The 16,938-nt window shown below is 58.6% G+C and carries 15 protein-coding genes and 1 pseudogene; 9 read left to right on the plus strand and 7 right to left on the minus strand.

What is annotated here, in order from left to right; translation table 11 throughout:
- Positions 1-2: 2 nt before the first annotated feature.
- Genes BVL55_RS03655 through rnhA form a run of 4 tightly spaced genes read left to right on the plus strand, consistent with a single transcriptional unit; the run spans position 3 to position 3,187 of the window.
- Positions 3-758, plus strand: coding sequence for an SURF1 family protein (locus BVL55_RS03655; protein ID WP_075995775.1), 756 nt, complete (start codon positions 3-5; stop codon positions 756-758).
- A complete protein-coding gene (gene ispH / locus BVL55_RS03660; protein ID WP_075995776.1) occupies positions 755-1,753 on the plus strand; it encodes a 4-hydroxy-3-methylbut-2-enyl diphosphate reductase in 999 nt (332 codons plus the stop codon). The genes BVL55_RS03655 and ispH overlap by 4 nt, the downstream gene beginning before the upstream one ends.
- Position 1,754: 1 nt before the next feature.
- Positions 1,755-2,723, plus strand: a complete 969-nt coding sequence (gene thrB / locus BVL55_RS03665; RefSeq protein ID WP_075995777.1) for a homoserine kinase — start codon at positions 1,755-1,757, stop codon at positions 2,721-2,723.
- Positions 2,720-3,187, plus strand: coding sequence for a ribonuclease HI (gene rnhA / locus BVL55_RS03670; protein ID WP_075995778.1), 468 nt, complete (start codon positions 2,720-2,722; stop codon positions 3,185-3,187). The genes thrB and rnhA overlap by 4 nt, the downstream gene beginning before the upstream one ends.
- 13 nt (positions 3,188-3,200) lie before the next feature.
- Here the strand turns inward: rnhA and BVL55_RS03675 are convergent, their stop codons facing one another.
- Both BVL55_RS03675 and BVL55_RS03680 read right to left on the minus strand, forming a co-directional pair.
- A complete protein-coding gene (locus BVL55_RS03675) occupies positions 3,201-3,689 on the minus strand; it encodes a peroxiredoxin (RefSeq protein ID WP_075995779.1) in 489 nt (162 codons plus the stop codon).
- A 55-nt stretch (positions 3,690-3,744) separates the two neighbouring features.
- The gene (locus BVL55_RS03680; RefSeq protein ID WP_205410837.1) at positions 3,745-4,611 is read right to left on the minus strand and encodes a protein-disulfide reductase DsbD domain-containing protein; all 867 of its coding nucleotides are present in this window, start codon (positions 4,609-4,611) and stop codon (positions 3,745-3,747) included.
- Between the two features lie 280 nt (positions 4,612-4,891).
- Between BVL55_RS03680 and BVL55_RS03685 the strand changes: the two genes are divergently transcribed.
- Positions 4,892-5,473, plus strand: a complete 582-nt coding sequence (locus BVL55_RS03685) for a YqgE/AlgH family protein (protein WP_075995781.1) — start codon at positions 4,892-4,894, stop codon at positions 5,471-5,473.
- A 17-nt stretch (positions 5,474-5,490) separates the two neighbouring features.
- Here the strand turns inward: BVL55_RS03685 and BVL55_RS03690 are convergent, their stop codons facing one another.
- The 3 genes from BVL55_RS03690 to thrC all read right to left on the minus strand — a co-directional run bounded on the left by BVL55_RS03690 (position 5,491) and on the right by thrC (position 11,435).
- Complete coding sequence (locus BVL55_RS03690) at positions 5,491-8,370, minus strand: EAL domain-containing protein (RefSeq protein ID WP_075995782.1); 2,880 nt, start codon at positions 8,368-8,370, stop codon at positions 5,491-5,493.
- Positions 8,371-8,542: 172 nt separating this feature from the next.
- A complete protein-coding gene (locus BVL55_RS03695) occupies positions 8,543-9,832 on the minus strand; it encodes a M16 family metallopeptidase (RefSeq protein ID WP_075995783.1) in 1,290 nt (429 codons plus the stop codon).
- Between the two features lie 205 nt (positions 9,833-10,037).
- Complete coding sequence (gene thrC / locus BVL55_RS03700) at positions 10,038-11,435, minus strand: threonine synthase (protein ID WP_075995784.1); 1,398 nt, start codon at positions 11,433-11,435, stop codon at positions 10,038-10,040.
- A 311-nt stretch (positions 11,436-11,746) separates the two neighbouring features.
- On the opposite strand from thrC, the gene BVL55_RS03710 reads away from it, so the two are divergent.
- Positions 11,747-12,346 carry a hypothetical protein gene (locus BVL55_RS03710; RefSeq protein WP_205410838.1) on the plus strand — a complete coding sequence of 200 codons (600 nt, stop codon included), beginning with the start codon at positions 11,747-11,749 and terminating at the stop codon, positions 12,344-12,346.
- A 108-nt stretch (positions 12,347-12,454) separates the two neighbouring features.
- Positions 12,455-13,606, plus strand: coding sequence for a site-specific DNA-methyltransferase (locus tag BVL55_RS03715; protein WP_075995787.1), 1,152 nt, complete (start codon positions 12,455-12,457; stop codon positions 13,604-13,606).
- Positions 13,607-13,683: 77 nt separating this feature from the next.
- Here the strand turns inward: BVL55_RS03715 and BVL55_RS03720 are convergent, their stop codons facing one another.
- Both BVL55_RS03720 and mutY read right to left on the minus strand, forming a co-directional pair.
- Positions 13,684-14,292: an HAD family hydrolase gene (locus tag BVL55_RS03720; RefSeq protein WP_075995788.1), complete on the minus strand. Its 609-nt coding sequence runs from the start codon at positions 14,290-14,292 to the stop codon at positions 13,684-13,686.
- Positions 14,293-14,305: 13 nt separating this feature from the next.
- Positions 14,306-15,432, minus strand: a pseudogene (mutY, locus tag BVL55_RS03725) (A/G-specific adenine glycosylase).
- 120 nt (positions 15,433-15,552) lie between these two features.
- Between mutY and BVL55_RS03730 the strand changes: the two are divergent.
- Positions 15,553-16,047: a DUF721 domain-containing protein gene (locus BVL55_RS03730; RefSeq protein WP_075995789.1), complete on the plus strand. Its 495-nt coding sequence runs from the start codon at positions 15,553-15,555 to the stop codon at positions 16,045-16,047.
- 209 nt (positions 16,048-16,256) lie between these two features.
- Positions 16,257-16,895, plus strand: a complete 639-nt coding sequence (locus tag BVL55_RS03735) for a DsbA family protein (protein WP_075995790.1) — start codon at positions 16,257-16,259, stop codon at positions 16,893-16,895.
- Positions 16,896-16,938: the final 43 nt, after the last annotated feature.

A 16,938-nucleotide genomic window follows, 5' to 3' on the forward strand; every position in this document is an offset into this window, starting at 1 on the left:
GCATGAGCAGATCGACTCTGGTGCTTCTGGTGGCCATGATAACGGGCTTTGCCGTTCTTTGCGGGTTGGGAACATGGCAGGCAAAGCGGCTCGTCTGGAAGGAGGCTCTTCTGGCCAAGATCGAGCAGCGCCTCGCTGGCGAACCCCGGCCGCTTTCCCAAGTTGTTGCAATGCACGAGGCGGGAAACGACATCGAATACATTCCGGTTCGATTGAAGGGGCGCTTTCTGCACGACCGCGAACAGCACTTTTTTGCCACCCACAAGGGCGCCTCCGGCTGGTATGTTTACACCCCGCTGGAACTGGAAGCCGGTTCCAGCAACAGTTTGCAGATCGTGTTCGTCAACCGGGGCTTTGTTCCCTATGAACGCAAGGATCCGGCAACGCGGCCTGACGGGCAGGCAGCCGGTACAGTGGAAATCACAGGACTTGCCCGCTCTGCACCGGGTGATAAGCCCTCGGCAGTGGTCCCCAACAACGATCTGGCAAAGAACATCTATTATTGGAAAGACCTCTCCAACATGTCCGCACAGGCGGGTTTCAAGATGTCGGGCAGCGTTCTGCCGTTGTTTGTCGATGCTGGCGAAACACCCAATCCCGGCGGCCTGCCGGTGGGCGGTGTCACCATGATTGACCTGCCCAACAATCACCTTCAATACGCGATTACCTGGTTTGGCCTCGCGCTTGCCCTGCTTGGCGTGGGCGGGTGTTTCCTGTACGCACGCCTAGTAAACGAACGGAAGGCGCTCGGATCATGAATTCCGGCAGCGGAAACGAGAAAGTATTACGCTTGTGCGGCCCCAGGGGTTTTTGCGCCGGTGTGGACCGCGCCATCCAGATGGTGGTGCTGGCGCTGAAGAAATATGGCCCGCCGGTCTATGTTCGCCACGAGATCGTCCACAACCGCTATGTGGTTGAGGGGCTTGAGGCGAAAGGGGCGGTTTTCGTTCAGGAACTGGACCAGATTCCTGCGACCTCCCAGCCGGTCATCTTTTCAGCCCATGGTGTGCCCAAATCCGTTCCGGCAGATGCCGAAAGCCGCAACCTGCTCTATCTCGATGCGACCTGTCCCCTGGTCTCAAAGGTGCACAAACAGGCGCTGCGCCACATCCGAAAAGGACGTCACGTGCTGCTGATTGGCCATGCCGGCCATCCCGAAGTGATCGGAACCATGGGCCAGGTCTCCCCCGGCGATATCACGCTGATCGAATCGGTGGAAGATGCCGGAAAATATCAGCCGCCGGATCCTGAAATGCTCGGCTATGTCACCCAAACCACCTTGTCGGTGGATGACACGGCCGCCATCCTGCGGGCACTAAAGCAGCGCTTTCCTGCACTGGCCGATCCTGCCGCTGAATCCATTTGCTACGCCACCACCAACCGGCAGGAAGCTGTCAAACTGGCGGCGAAAGGTGCCGACTATTTCATCATTGTCGGCGCGCCGAATTCGTCAAACTCCATGCGTCTGGTGGAAGTCGCCAGGAATTGCGGTGCCAAAAATGCGATGCTGGTCCAGGGCGCGCACGAAATTCCCTGGGATGATCTGGAAGAGGCCCGTGTCATTGGCCTTTCTGCAGGCGCCTCCGCACCGGAAATCCTCGTCAACCAGATCATCGAGGCATTCAGGCAGCGCTGGCCGACCGTGGTTGAACTTGCCGAAACGGTCCGCGAGGACGAGGAGTTCCCCGTCGCCCGCGATCTCAGGGACACTGAACTAAGCGCCAGCGACATGGCTTTCGTAAACGGAGAATAGCTTGGCCGTTTACACCGAAGTCAGCGACGAACAGATTACCGCGCACCTGACGCTGTATGACATTGGCGAACTTCATGCCTTGAAGGGCATTGCCGGCGGTGTGGAGAACTCGAACTATCTGCTGACGACCGATGCCGGAAATTTCATCCTCACCCTGTATGAAAAACGGGTCGAAGCGGCAGACCTGCCGTTTTTTCTCGGCCTGATGGAGCATCTGTCTCAGCGGGGCATCAACTGTCCCTTGCCCATCCGGATGAAAAACGGTGAGGCGCTGGGCGAACTGGCCGGCCGGCCAGCTGCAATCATCAGCTATCTGGACGGTTTCGAAGTGCGCCGCCCGCAGCCCTCTCACTGCCGCCAGGTCGGTGAAGCACTGGCGCAAATGCATCTTGCAGGAAACGGCTTCAGCCTTACCCGGCGCAACGGCCTGACGCTTGAAGACTGGCGCCCGCTGTTTGAAAAGTCGAAAGCCCGCGCAGACGAGGTCAGGCCAGGCCTTGCCGCAATGATCGCAGCGGAACTCGATTTTCTCGAAGGGGCCTGGCGGCGGGACCTTCCCGAAGGGGTCATCCATGCGGACCTGTTCACCGACAATGTCTTTTTTCTGAAAGGTGAACTTTCCGGCATTATCGATTTCTATTTTGCCTGTAACGACCTGCTGGCTTACGACTTGGCAACATGCCTCAATGCCTGGTGTTTTGAGAGCAACCATCAGTTCAACACGACGAAGGCCCGCGCACTGATCCGCGGATACCGCTCAGTGCGCCCGCTTGAAGCAGGCGAGACAGAGGCCCTTCCCATGCTGTGCCGTGGCTCGGCGCTGCGGTTTCTGCTTACCCGGCTTTATGACTGGCTCAACGTGCCGCCTGGCGCCCTGGTGACGCCGAAAGATCCGGCTGAATACATCACCAAGCTGAAGTTTCACCAGGGCATAGACAGCGCTGCGCTCTACGGTTTGGAGGAAGCGTGACATCACGGGTTGATATCTGGACCGACGGGGCGTGCTCGGGCAATCCGGGGCCGGGCGGCTGGGGCGCCTTGCTGCGCTATGGCGGCCATGAAAAGGAGCTGATGGGCGGGGAGGCTGAAACCACCAATAACCGCATGGAGCTTATGGCGGCGATACGCGCCCTTGAGGCGTTGAAGCGGCCCTGCGAGGTGCATCTTCATACCGACTCGCAATATGTGCGGGGCGGCATCACCGAATGGCTGGCCGCATGGAAAGAGAACGGATGGCGCACCGCTGCCAAAAAACCGGTGAAGAATGCCGATCTCTGGCAGCGTCTGGACGAGGCGCGTCAACGTCACCAGGTTTCCTGGCACTGGGTAAAGGGGCATGCCGGCATACCCGAAAATGAAAAGGCCGATGAACTGGCCCGCCGCGGCATGGAGCCGTTCAAATCCGGCAGCGCAGCACCAGGCTCTAGGTTGTGACCTGGCCCGGCCTTCAGGAGAGCTGTTCGAGAATGGCCGCCGCACCCGACGCCACGGCCTGGCCCGGCTTTTGCTCTATGTTCAGCGATTTGACGATGCGGTCTTCAACGATCATCGAATAACGCTGGGAACGCAGGCCCATGCCGGCAGCCGACAGGTCATTTTCCATTCCGATGGCTTTCGTGAATTCGGCCGACCCGTCCGCCAGAAACAGGATATTGCCCTTGGCGCTGCTTGCCTCTGCCCAGGCGTTCATCACATGCATGTCGTTGACCGAGACAACGGCCACTTCGTCCACGCCATTCGCCTTGATGTTGTTCAACTGGTTCAAAAACCCGGGAAGGTGATTGGCATGGCAGGTCGGCGTGAAGGCGCCGGGAACGGCAAACAGCACGATGGTTCTGCCTTCAAACAGTTCCTTTACCGAGACCGTCGTGGGTCCGTTTTCGCCGATCACTTTGAATTCGGCATCTGGCAGTGTGTCGCCGGGCTTGATCGTCATGTCATTTTGATCCTGTTTACGAGTTCATGACCTGGGAAAGGTTGCGGAAAAACGGTTACCGGTCGGCCTTTTCAATACGGCCTTCGACGGTTTTTTTTACCGCGCCATTGGCCGCATCCAGCACAATCAATGCGAAATGCCATTCCCCGGAAGCCGGATCAGGCAGGTCGGCGCTAAGGGGTGGCTCAAAGGCAGAATGAAGGCTGCCATCGTCCCGGCGCACAACCTTCACCGGATCCGACACCCATTTGCCATTGCGCGGCCAAATGACGGCACGGATATCCTCTGCCGCAACATCGGACCGGATTTCCAGTTCAAGCCGGCCATCGTCCGTTTCAAGTCCGGTGACATTAAGGTCGTTCGATGGTGCGTTCGGCAACAGGGATTCGGCCAGCATGATTAGCGTTTGCGCCTTTGGGTCGCTGATGTTGAGCTGGCCTGCGGCAAGGGCGAGGCGGGCCGTCGCGGGAATGCAGATTTCCTCGCAAACACCAATCAGGAGATCGAGCCGAAGTTCGCCGCTGTCGGCTGCAAGTCCGTAAAACGGAAAGGCCACGGTACCGGTATAGCCGAAAAACGAGCTTTCGCCGGCTTTCAGCAGTTTGGGAGCAGGAAAGCGGACGCGGTTGATATCGATTGCAGCAGAACCGGTAAAATCAAACTCCGGTGGAATGCCGGAAGAACCCGGGGCCCGCCAATAGGTCTTCCAGCCCTTGTTAAGCTGCACTTCAACAAGGCCGCTGAGCGTTCCTTCTGCCGGGTTTTTGACGGCCACAAGACGTGCCTTGCCGCCGCCGATATCCTGCCATTGAGAGGTTGCTGCTGCAGCAACCCCGCCAGACAAGGCAACCATCGCGCTTGTCGCTGCAACAAGAAAAACAACGGCCAGCGTTTCAACGGAACAAATTTTCCCCGAATGCATCATCGGCTTTCCTGTTTCATACGCATTACCGCAAGAATGAAGCGCTAAACAACAGGTTTGCATAATTGCTTCCGCAAGGAATGGCGATAAATTAAATCGCCTCCGGCTTCAAACCTGCGTGAGGTGTATGCTGGCGGTGATGCCGTTCCGGGCCCGTACACATGACCATGGATTGAATACAATCCGGGCAGCCACTTGTGGTAAAGCCCGGCGATGTGGCAAATTGCAGGCGAAGCAGTCCTGGCGGGCTGCAATCGGTCCCGCGGTGGGGGATAGGGCAATGACACAATCCAGTCTTGAAGGACGTTTTCTCGTTGCCATGCCGCGCATGGGCGATGCCCGCTTTGAAAACACTGTGGTGTTTGTCTGCGCCCATTCCGACGAGGGAGCGATGGGGTTTGTCGTAAACCGCCCCCTTGCAGAGCCGGGAATGGCGGACTTCATGGCCAAACTTGGCATCGTCACAGACAGCGAGAGAACGATCCTGCGCGACAGCCTCAAGGCAAAGTCGCTGCACATGGGCGGGCCAGTTGAGCCGGGCCGCGGGTTTGTCCTCCATTCCCCGGATTTTCACACCCAGTCCACCATCGACGTCAATGCGGAGGTCTGCCTTACCGCGACGCTCGAAATCCTGCGGGCCATTGCCACCAACAAGGGTCCTGACCGCCATCTGGTGGCACTCGGTTATTCGGGCTGGTCGGCAGGTCAGCTCGAGGAGGAGATCGCGTCAAACGGCTGGCTTGTCACCCAGGCCGATCCGGAGATTATCTTCGGCGGACACAACGATACCAAATACAACCGTGTGATGGGGGCAATGGGCATCGATCCGGCCCTGCTGTCCGCCGACACCGGCCACGCCTGAGGTATCCGGAAAGTACCTTACTGACCGGCGAGTTTGACGTCCTCGCTGATCAACTCGCTGACTTCGTCCGCCGTGATGGCAGGGCCGAAGAAAAAGCCCTGTGCGAACTCGCAGCCAAGCTCCTGCAACTCCTCGACATCTTCCCGGTGTTCAACGCCCTCGGCCACCAGGGATTGGTTGAGACCGTGCGCCATGGCAATGATCGAGCGCAGCACGACGGTGCGTTCCTTGCGGTTGCGGGTCTGCAGGAAACTGCTGTCGATCTTGAGCGTATCGAAGGGAAAGCGCGTCAGATAGGACAGGCTTGAATAGCCGGTACCGAAATCGTCGATGGAAAGGCCGACGCCCAGGCCGCGCAGCCGGGCCAGTACCTGGCGGGAATGTTCCGGGTTTTCCATCACCATGGTTTCGGTAATTTCGATCTTCAGGTGCTCGGGCGAAAAACCGGTTTCAGAAAGCGTTTCCTCGATGGAGTTGGTGAAATCCTCGCGCAGCAATTCCCTGCTGGAAACGTTGACGCTGACAAAGGGTTGAAACCCGGGATTTTCATCGTGGATACGCTTGAAGTCCGTGATGGCCTGCAACAGCACGTAGAGGCCCAGTGGCTGGATCATGCCGGAGCGCTCGGCAGCCGGAATGAAATCAGACGGTGAAACCAGACCAAGCTTGGGGTGATTCCAGCGCACCAGCGCCTCAAAGCCGACGGTGGCGTTATCGCTCAGTTGCACGATGGGCTGATAGGAGACCGAGATTTCCCGGTTGCTGATTGCCTCGCGCAAATCTTCTGCAAGGATCACGCTGTTGTCCTTGCTGGTGCGGAATGCGGGGCGGAACGGTTCGATCCGGTTGCCGCCCAGACGCTTGGCATGGAGCATGGCAAGTTCGGCGTCCCGCATCATCGTTTCGCAGTCTTCAAGATCCTTGGTCCAGGTGGAAATGCCGATGGATGCGGTCAGCTGCAGCGTTTCCTCGCCGAAGGTTACCGGCGCATTGAGCGTCTTGCGAACGGTGTCGGCAAATCCGGCGATCCGGTCAGGCTCACTCTCCGACAACAACAGGATGGCAAATTGATCGCCGCCAATGCGGGCAATCGAGTCGCCTGCGTTAAGCAGTTTTGCCAGCCGTCTGGCCACCGTCAGCAACAGCGTATCGCCTGCTGAAAAGCCAACCGAGCGGTTGATTTCGCGGAACCGGTCGATGTTGACGTGGAAAACCGAGGGGCGCAGGTCGATTCCGCGCCGGGCCATCTGCACCACCATGTCGAGGCGGTTGATGAACAATTCGCGGTTTTCCAGCCCGGTAAGATTGTCCCGTACCGCATCCTGCAGCAGCCGGATTTCGGATTTCTTGGCATCGGTGATGTCCGTGAGCGTTCCGATACAGCGGATGACATTGCCTTGTGCGCCCAGCATCGGGCGGGCTTTCAGCCGGAACCAGTGATAATGGCCGTCTTCGGCGCATAGGCGGAAGGATTGGGCGATCTGGCCGCGTTTGTGCTCCAGCACACTGTCAAGCGTTGCCTGGAAGCGTTCGCGGTCATTGGGGTGAATGAGGTTGTGCATTTTCTGCAGATTGCCGTCGATCCGTTTGGCATCGATGCCGAGAATGTCGCTCAACCCCTCTCCGGTCGTCACGCTGTCACGCTGGGTGTCCCAGTCCCACAGAATGTCACCGGCCCCCAGCAGGGCCAGGCTTTGGCGTTCCGAATTGCTGACCAGACCCTGGGCAAGGGCACCGCCTGAAAAAGCGTTCTGCATGATGGTGAACGCGATCAGCAGCACGATCAGAACCAGTCCGCCCCCCAGTGCTGGCTGAATGATGTCGTTGGAAACCTGGCCGGTCACCGTCATCCAGCCGCCCACCAGCCAGGCGACACAAAGCAGCCAGGTCGGCACCAGCATGATCGCCCGGTCATCCCGTTTGAATGCAAGCCAAACCATTACCCCGCCAGCCGCAGCGATGGTGGCAGCAAAGGAAAACCGAGCGAGGCCAGCAGCCATTGCCGGGTCAAACAGTACAAAACCTGCCAGGGCGCCAAGCGCCAGCAGCCATCCTGAAACCGCGAAAGTGAATTTGCGGCTCCAGCGGTTCAGCCGCAGATAGGAATACAGGAACAGCAGGATGGAGAAGGCCAGAAAGACCTCGGTGGCGGCCCGCCAGTAAGGTTCACTGGTCTGGGTAATGGCAACCACACGGTCCCAAAAACCGAAATCGACACACACATAGGCCAGCACGCCCCAGGCAAGCGCGGCGGTCGCCGGGAAGATGGCCGTACCCTTGACCATGAACAGGATGGTCAGGAACATCGCCAGCAGGCCGGAAATGCCAAGCACGATGCCCCGGTACAGGGTCAGGCTGTTGACTGCATCCTTGTAGGCATTGAGCTCCCAAAGGACCAGTTGGGGAAAACGGTCTGTCTTCATCTCCGCAATCAGCGTGATGACCGCCCCCGGGTTGAGGGTGATCAGAAAGACATCGGCTTCGCGGTCTTCAACCGCCTCGAGGGAAAAGCCCTCGCTCGGGGTAATGGCCACAATACGCTTTGAATCGAGGTCGGGCCACACAAGGCCGGCGCCCACCAGCCGGTAGTGCGGCGCGACGATCAGCCGGTCGATCTGCTCGCTGGAGTCGTTTGCAAGTGCAAAAACATACCAGTTCGACCCGCGCCCCGATTCCCTTGGCCGGATCTCGACCCGGCGCACGATTCCGTCCCGGTCAGGTGCGGTGGAGATTTTCAGGCTGCCGTCGATATCGCGATGCCAGGTGCCGGTATTCGATATATCGATGGCGTTGAGGTCCTTGGTAACGCTGACCGGCTCGAGAGCCTGTGCCGGCGCTGCCCATAAAAGGACCGACAGCAGCGCTGCCATGCTCAGCAGCAAGGCAGCAACGGACATGCGAGCAGCGTGCTGCAAGTGGCTTTGCAAGTGCCGGTTTTGCATCAAGTCCTTCAACGATAATTGCCTTGTCCCGCCTGCTTGCGGCGTTATAGCCCGAGCCGCGCCGCCGCCAAAGCGATTATTCGGGGCGATTATTCGGGCGCGCGGGCCTTCCTGGCCTTGCGGTAGTCTACTCCGCAGCGCTGCGCAAGGCAGCGGTGGAGCCGAGTTTTCCGGCAATGGATTCCTGATCCATCACATGGGCGGTTTTTCCCACAGCGGCAATCGTCGGTGCGCTTTCGGTGAACAATTGCCCTGCCAGTTCACGCAGGCGAGCCGGCGAAATGGCTTCAAGCCGCTCGATCAGTTCCTCATTGGGGATTGTTCTGCCGAACAGCAGGAGCTGGCGTGCATGGGCGCCTGCACGGGTGGCAGGGCTTTCCATGCTCATCATCAATCCGGCCTTTATCTGAGCGCGTGCGCGATCGACTTCTTCCTGGGAAATGTGCTCGGTTGCGCGCAGCAGTTCATCCAGGATGACCGGGAGCAGTTTGGGAAGGTCTTCTTCTTCCGTCGCTGCGGCGACGCCGAACACCCCGGTGTCTGAAAAATTCCAGTTGAAGGAAAAGATCGAATAGCAGTAGCCGTATTTCTCGCGCACTTCCTGAAACAGCCGCGAGGACATGCCGCCGCCCAGGATCGTCGACAGCAATTGCGAGGCATAAAAATCGCGCGCCTGATAGGCGCGGCCCTCAAATCCGAGGATAATCTGTGTCTCCGCGATATCGCGTTCGACCAGTTGCTGGCCGCCCACATAGAAGGCGTCTTTCGGCTTTTTCGCCAGCTTCGGGGAATAGTCCGCATACAGGCTTTCGATCATCGAAAGCACGCGTGGACTGTCAATCTTGCCGGCGACCGAAACCACCATGTTGGGCGCGCGATAGTGGGTGTCGAGATAGGATTGCAGGTCGTCACGGGTAAACCCCCGAACGGTTTCCCTGGTCCCCAGAATGGGCCGCCCGATTGCCTGTCCGCCAAAGGCGGCGTCCTGAAACAGATCAAAGACGAGGTCGTCCGGCTGATCGTTTGCAGCCCCGATCTCCTGCAGGATAACGTGCTTTTCGCGCACCATTTCCTTCTCGTCGAACACCGAGTTCTGCAATATGTCCTGCAGCACTTCCAGTCCAAGGTCGATGTCGGAAGCCATCATCCGGGCGTGATAGGCCGTTGTCTCGACGCTGGTGGCAGCGTTGATGTCGCCGCCGACATCCTCGATTTGTTCGACGATTTGCCGCGCATTGCGGGTCTTCGTGCCCTTGAATGCCATGTGCTCCAGCAGATGGGCAATGCCGTGTTCGTCAACCGCTTCGTCGCGGGCGCCTGCCTTGACCCAAGTGCCGAAGGCAACCGTTTCAAGATGCGGCATGTGATGAAGGGCTACGGTGAGCCCGTTCCCGATCTTGGTAACTTCAACCGTCATATGACCGTTTCTTGACCATTTTCGTTTCGCCGGAAACGGGAAAATGGCCTAATCCGTTGATTTCGTTTTTATATTCAGACTTTTGTGCTTTGCGGAAAGTCTGTTTTGTTCAAACGCTGCAGCGCCCCCTGCAAGCCCCGCGCACCATAGATTTGTGAGATTTATTTGCCAACCGGAATCTTTGACACCCGCTGGCAACGCCTCATCAGGCGGTGGCAGCGATGGTCTCTCTCATCAGCGCCTTTAAGCCGGCTTCGTCGTTTTCAATGACCGCAAAGCGCTCCTCGCCGTCCATGAGATGCATTTGCCAGCCCGGCAGTGCAGGGCGAACGCCGCAGGCTGCTTCCACCGCGTCGGGAAACTTCGCCGGGTGTGCGGTTCCCAGCGTGATCAGGGCCTCGCCGCTTTCTTCCCTTTCCCGGGCAACCTTGAGGCCGACAGCCGTGTGCGGATCGAGCAGATAGCCGGTTGCCTCCAGCGTGCGGGCAATCTCGGCGGCCGTATCCGTTTCACCGCACCTTCCTGCCGAAAAGCCGCTTCGAATGGTTTCCAGCACCGGCGCCGGCACTTCAAACGAGCCGGATTGTTTAAGGCTTTCCATCCACCCATTGACGGCGTCGCTGTCGCGGCCTGAAGCTTCAAACAGCAGGCGTTCGAAATTGGACGAGACCTCGATGTCCATTGAAGGGGATGCGGTGGCGGTTACGCCCTGTGCCTCGTAGCGTCCGGTTGCCATGAACCGGGTCAAAATGTCGTTGGTGTTGGTTGCAATGATCAATTCGCCGATGGCAAGCCCCATCCGCCTTGCCGCATAGCCGGCGAAAATATCGCCGAAATTGCCGGTTGGAACACAGAAGGAGGGTTTCCGCTCAGGGCCGCCAAGCGTGGTTGCGGCGGTGAAATAGTAGACAATCTGCGCCATGATGCGCGCCCAGTTGATCGAATTGACCCCGGAAAGGCTGACCTCATCACGGAATTTCGGATCGTTGAACAGCGCTTTGACCAGTGCCTGGCAATCGTCGAAATTGCCTTTCACAGCCAGCGGGTGCACCGCCGGATCGTCCACGGTGGTCATCTGGCGGCGCTGAACATCGGATACGCGCCCGTCGGGAAACAGAATGAACATGTCGATGTTGGAGCGGCCGCGAAAGGCTTCAATGGCAGCCCCACCCGTGTCGCCGGAAGTGGCGCCAATGATGGTGGCGCGCTCGCCTCGCTGTTCCAGAACATGGTCCATCATGCGCGCCAGAAGCTGCATCGCCACGTCCTTGAACGCCATGGTCGGTCCGTGAAACAGTTCCAGAACGAAATGATTGGGCGCCAGTTGCACCAGTGGTGTTACCGCATCATGGCGGAAAGTGGCGTAGGCCTCATCCACCATCGTTGAGAAGACATCGCTGGCAATTTCTTCGCCAATGAAGGGCGCAAGCACCGTTTTGGCGGTTTCAGCATATGGCCGGTTGGCGAAACCGGCGATGGTGCCTTCATCGAGTTGAGGCCATTCAACCGGCAGGTAAAGCCCGCCGTCCCGGGCAAGCCCCTGCAAAAGCACATCGCAAAATCCAAGGGTGGGAGCGTTTCCACGCGTACTGACAAATTGCATGATGTCACCGGCTGAACTGATTTGCAGATTACCGCCTGAAGCGGCATGCGGGCAGGCCTGTCAACGCCGCAGGCTTGTAGCGCCGCTTCATTGCCAGCGCAAGAATGGCCGGAAAAAAGCCAAGCCTGGGAGGTGGGCCGAATTCGAACGAATTTGCCTGGATGCTTCGCATTTTTGCCGCCAAGCTGATATAGAAGCCGCCGTGCCGCCGCAGTGCAATTGCCACGGCCGGCAAAAATGTGTTTGGAAGTTGAAGGCGGAGGGATTATCCGCTGCAAAATCGATCTGAATGGCGGGTAATGCGTAACATGATGACGGGGAAACACAGGAAAAACCGTGGTGCTGCAAAGGCTGCCGCACTCGTGCTGGCAGGTCTGCTTGCAGCCTGTAATTCAGCCGGAACAAACAAGGTTGAAAACACGCTGGATGTTGCCAATAGCGGACAATCCGGCGGCGCACCGGCCATTGATGAAATTCAGGACCCGCGCGCCTTTTGCCCGCAAACCGTTCTGCGGGCCGGTACCGAAACCTATGACATTTATCCCGAAGGGGTAAAAAAAGGCGATGAGGGTGCCTCCTCGCAGCTGAAATTCCGGGCGACCATCAGCGAGGTTGCGCGTGAGTGCAATTCGGCAGGAACCTTCCTCAACATACGCGTTGGGGTGCGCGGCCGTTTTCTGAGCGGTCCGTCGGGCGAGCCGGGCTCCTTCACCATGCCGCTTCGGGTCGCGGTAACCCAGGGCGAAAACGTGCTTTACAGCCAGTTGCACCAGATTCCGGCGGAAATTCTGCCTGGCAAGCTCAACGGCACGTTTTCCTTTGTCGACAATAACGTCTCCATTCCAAAACCGGAATCGAAGAACGTCGTGGTCTATGTCGGCTATGATGAAGGCCCCTACGATACACCCTGATAAACGCCGGTGACGGCCGATCCGGCATTTTGGACATTCCTTCAACCCTTCCTTAACCGTGTTGGGTAACCATGGCGCGCAGTGAGAAGTACTGCGTTTGGATTTGCCATGAGTGTATTGAGTCTGGCCGACATGCCCGTCGCCGCACCTGCCGGCAGGAAGCAGAAAAATGCTCCTGCCTGGCTGAATTCCATCATCAAGGGGGATTGCGTCGCCGCGCTTGAGAAATTGCCGGCACAATCCGTCGATGTGATCTTCGCCGATCCCCCCTATAACCTGCAGCTTGAGGGCAATTTGCATCGCCCCGACCAGTCGAAGGTCGCCGCGGTCGACGATGATTGGGACAAGTTCTCCGATTTTGCCGCCTACGATGCCTTTTCCCGTGCCTGGCTGCTGGCTGCCCGGCGCGTTTTAAAGCCCACGGGAACGATCTGGGTCATCGGCTCCTATCACAACATTTTCCGAGTCGGCACGACGCTGCAGGATCTGGGCTTCTGGGTGCTCAACGATGTCATCTGGCGCAAGACGAATCCGATGCCGAACTTCCGCGGCCGCCGTTTTACCAATGCCCATGAGACCATGATCTGGGCCTCACGCGATCAGAAGGCCAAGGGCTACACTTTCAATTACGAAGCCATGAAGATGGCCAATGACGAAGTGCAGATGCGCTCCGACTGGCTGTTCCCGATCTGCACCGGCCATGAACGGCTCAAGGATGAGAACGGCGACAAGGTTCACCCCACCCAAAAGCCCGAAGCCCTGCTGCACCGCGTGCTGATGTCGTCAACCAAACCCGGCGACGTGGTGCTTGATCCGTTCTTCGGCAGCGGAACAACCGGCGCGGTTGCCAAGCGGCTGGGCCGTCATTTCGTCGGCATTGAGCGCGAGCAGACCTATATCGACGCAGCCCTTGCGCGCATCGATGCGGTGAAAGCCATCGACAAACCGACACTGGCGGTGACCACCGGCAAAAGGGCAGAGCCGCGCGTTGCCTTTGGCGCCCTCATTGAGAGCGGCTATCTGAAGGCTGGAACGGTTCTGACCGACGTCAAGAAGCGCTGGAAGGCAACCGTGCGCGTCGACGGCTCGCTCGAAAAGGATGGCGAGACTGCCTCGATCCACCGCTTGGGCGCCCGGGTGCAGGAACTCGATGCCTGCAATGGCTGGACATTCTGGCACTACAAGGATGGCAGGCAGTGGAAACAGATCGACGACCTGCGCCAGCGCTACCGCAAAGAGGTGCTGACTGCCGGCGCCTGAGAAGATTTGCCCCTGAACCAGGCAAGGCTCTTATTGAGCCCGCAAAAGGCCCTGCACAATCCGCAGGGCCTTTTGCGTTAGACAAGGTCAAATGCGGCAAGTTCAGTCCGCAACTGCTTTGCGTTGCTGAAAACGATGCCGTGCCAGCCATGGCGGCAGGCAGCGTCGATGTTGGCCGCGCTGTCATCGATGTACAGCGTTTCCTGCGCAGAAAGGGCAAAGCGCGTTTCATGCAGGCGGTAGATTTTCGGGTCGGGCTTGATGATGCCAACCTCTCCGGAAACCGTGGCGCCTCGGGCACTGGCCAGAAAGGGATACTTCTCAACGGCGAGCGGAAAGGTCTCGGCTGAGAAATTCGTCAGCAGGGTCACATCATGGCCCGCATCAATGAAGCCGGCCATGATTTCCGGAACGCCGGAAATCACATGGGGGATGCATTTGGGCCATTCCGCGAAGTAAGCGCGGATATTGTCTGCCTCACCGGGATGTTGGGCGATCAGCTCTGCTTCCCCGTCTGCAAAACTGACGCCCAGATCGCGATCAAGGTTCCAGCTTTGCGAACACACGTTTTCAAGAAACCAGCGCCGTTTGCCGGCATCGGGTATTCGTTCGAGATAAATGTGCTCGGGATCCCAGTGCAGCAAAACCTTGCCGATATCGAAAACGATGTGACGGATGCAGGTCATAGGGCAAAGCCTCTTATTGGCTGAACACATCGGGAAGCGCGGCTGAAATCGCCTTTTTCATGATCGTGGGCAGGGCTTCGCCGGACAGATCTTTCAGCTTGGCCCATCGGCCTTCGAAGGGGGATCGCCATCCATTCCGGTTTCCCAGACCTCAAGCTGCAGGTGAAAATGCGTAAAAGTGTGGCGCACGCTGCCTGCCTTGTGCCAATTGCCGGCAAAGGGCAGGGCCTGCCTGCCGGTCAGCCCGTCGCTTCCGGCCGACCAGCCGGTTCCCGGCAGTGCGCTCATTCCACCCAAAAGCCCGTGTTCTGGCCGCCGGATCAAAAAGACAGAACCATGACTGTTTCGAATGACAAATGCCGCTCCTTGCCGGGTCGGTTTTTCTGCCTTTGGTGCCTTGCGCGGAAACGTTTCGGCATCGCCCGCTTTAAAGCCCTCGCAGCTACCGGAAACGGGACAAAGGCCGCAGGCAGGGTTTTTCGGCGTGCAAAGCGTGGCGCCCAGATCCATCATCGCCTGGGCAAAATCGCCAGGCCGCCCGGAGGGAACGAGCGGTTCGAGCTGTTTGCGGATTTCCCGCTTGGCGGCTGGCAGCGGCGTGACGATGCGATGCTGGCGGGCGATGACCCGCTCCACATTGCCATCGATCACGGCAACGGCCTGCCGGAATGCGATGGCCGCCACCGCCGCAGCGGTATACTCGCCAATTCCCGGCAATTGGCGCAGTTCGCCGGCAGTTTGCGGAAATTGGCCGCCAAGCGTGGTGACCACCATGTCCGCGCATTTCTTCAGGTTGCGTGCCCGTGAGTAATAACCAAGGCCCGCCCAGGCCTTCATCACATCTTCGGTTTCCGCTGCCACCAGGTCTTCAATTGCGGGCCATTTGGCAAGGAACTTCTCATAGTAACTGCGAACCGTGGCAATCTGCGTCTGCTGCAGCATGATTTCCGACAGCCACACATGGTAGGGGTCGGGATTAACGCCGGATTTCGACTTTGCCGGTGGAATGCGCCAGGGCAATGCGCGTGCATGCCGGTCGTACCAGGCAAGCAGGGCTTCGGCGAAAGCCGGTGCCTGTGGTTTTTCATCCGCCGCATTTGCGCTATGAGAGTGCAAGGGAGAACTTGCCGGTAAAGCCATGGTTTGGGGTTATCCATTGGTGGATGTTGCCGCTGTCGGCATCCAACCCATAGCAAAGCCGGCAGGTGTTTTGCCACCGGGTATTTGAATGCGAACGTTTGAAAGCGGATCGGACCGGCCATGAAAAAGGCGGCAGCCAGACAGATTGCGGAGCTGGTGCCGGGTATCCTGTCGGATACCCTGGCGCGCCGTACCGGCATGACGCTCGATCTCATTGCCGGCTGGGATGACATCGCCGGTCCCGATTATGCGCCGTTCACCCTGCCGGAAAAAATCCTCTGGCCGCGCCAGGGCGGTGATGACGAACCCTTTGAGCCGGCAACGCTGGTACTGGCCTGCGAGGGCCATCGCGCGCTGTTCATCCAGCATGCCATGCCGGAACTCATGGACCGCCTCAACCGATTCTTCGGTTATGGAGCCGTCGGCCGCATCCGGCTTGTGCAAAAGCCGGTCGGCAAGCCTGCCCCTGCCAAACACCGCAGGAAACCGGAGCTGACCGAAGAGGAAAGCCGGCGCCTTGCCGAGGTTCTGGACGAGATCGGCAATGACGGACTGCGCGAAAGCCTGGCACGCTTCGGACGCGGGGTGATTGCCAAACGCCGCAACACCCGCTGAATAGACCATTCAGCGCCGGTTCACGTGCCTGATGCCAGATTAGGTCATGACCCAATGTGCACAGAACAGTGTGCATTGAATAGTGTGCACAGAGTGTTGAACGGCGTGTTGCCAAGGCGGCTTGCCGAACCGGCAAAAAAGTCCGAAAAGGGTCACAATGCGCCTCTAACGCGTCCCCGATTCAATGCACCACGAGTACCGGAGAGACCATGAAAATCGACCGCCGCCATTTTCTTGCAACGACTGCAAGCCTTGCTGCGCTAACCTCAATGTTTGCCTCCGGCAGCCTGCACAGTGCCCAAGCACAGGATCTTTCCGGCCTCCTGGAGCCTGGCCCGCTTGAGGAAATGGTGGTCGGTGAGGAAAACGCGCCGGTAACCATCGTCGAATACGCCTCGATGACCTGTCCCCACTGCGCGAATTTTCACACTCAGGTTTATCCGGCACTGAAGGAAAAATACATCGACACCGGCAAGGCGAGGCTGATCTTCCGCGAATTTCCGCTGGATGCGCGTGCCTATGCTGCCGCCATGCTGGCGCGCTGTGCCGACAAACAGTTCTATTTTCCGATGATTGATGTGCTGTTCAAACAGCAGGCAAGCTGGGCCAGGGCGGAAGATCCGCGCCCGCAATTGCTGCAAATCGCCAAATTGGCGGGTTTTACACAGGAGAGCTTCGAGGCCTGCTTGAAAAATCAGGAGCTTCTCGACAATGTGAATGCAGTTCGTACCAAAGCGGCGGAAGAGTTCGGCGTAAACGGCACGCCGAGTTTCTTCATCAATGGCGAAAAATACAGTGGGAACAATTCCGTCGAGGCAATGTCCGAGGCCATCGATAGCCTCCTCTGACACCACCCATTGCGGGGGTGCATGCATATGGCCTGCTGCCGCG

Origin of the sequence: Salaquimonas pukyongi, from assembly GCF_001953055.1 — a bacterium.
In the GTDB taxonomy this organism is placed as follows: domain Bacteria; phylum Pseudomonadota; class Alphaproteobacteria; order Rhizobiales; family Rhizobiaceae; genus Salaquimonas; species Salaquimonas pukyongi.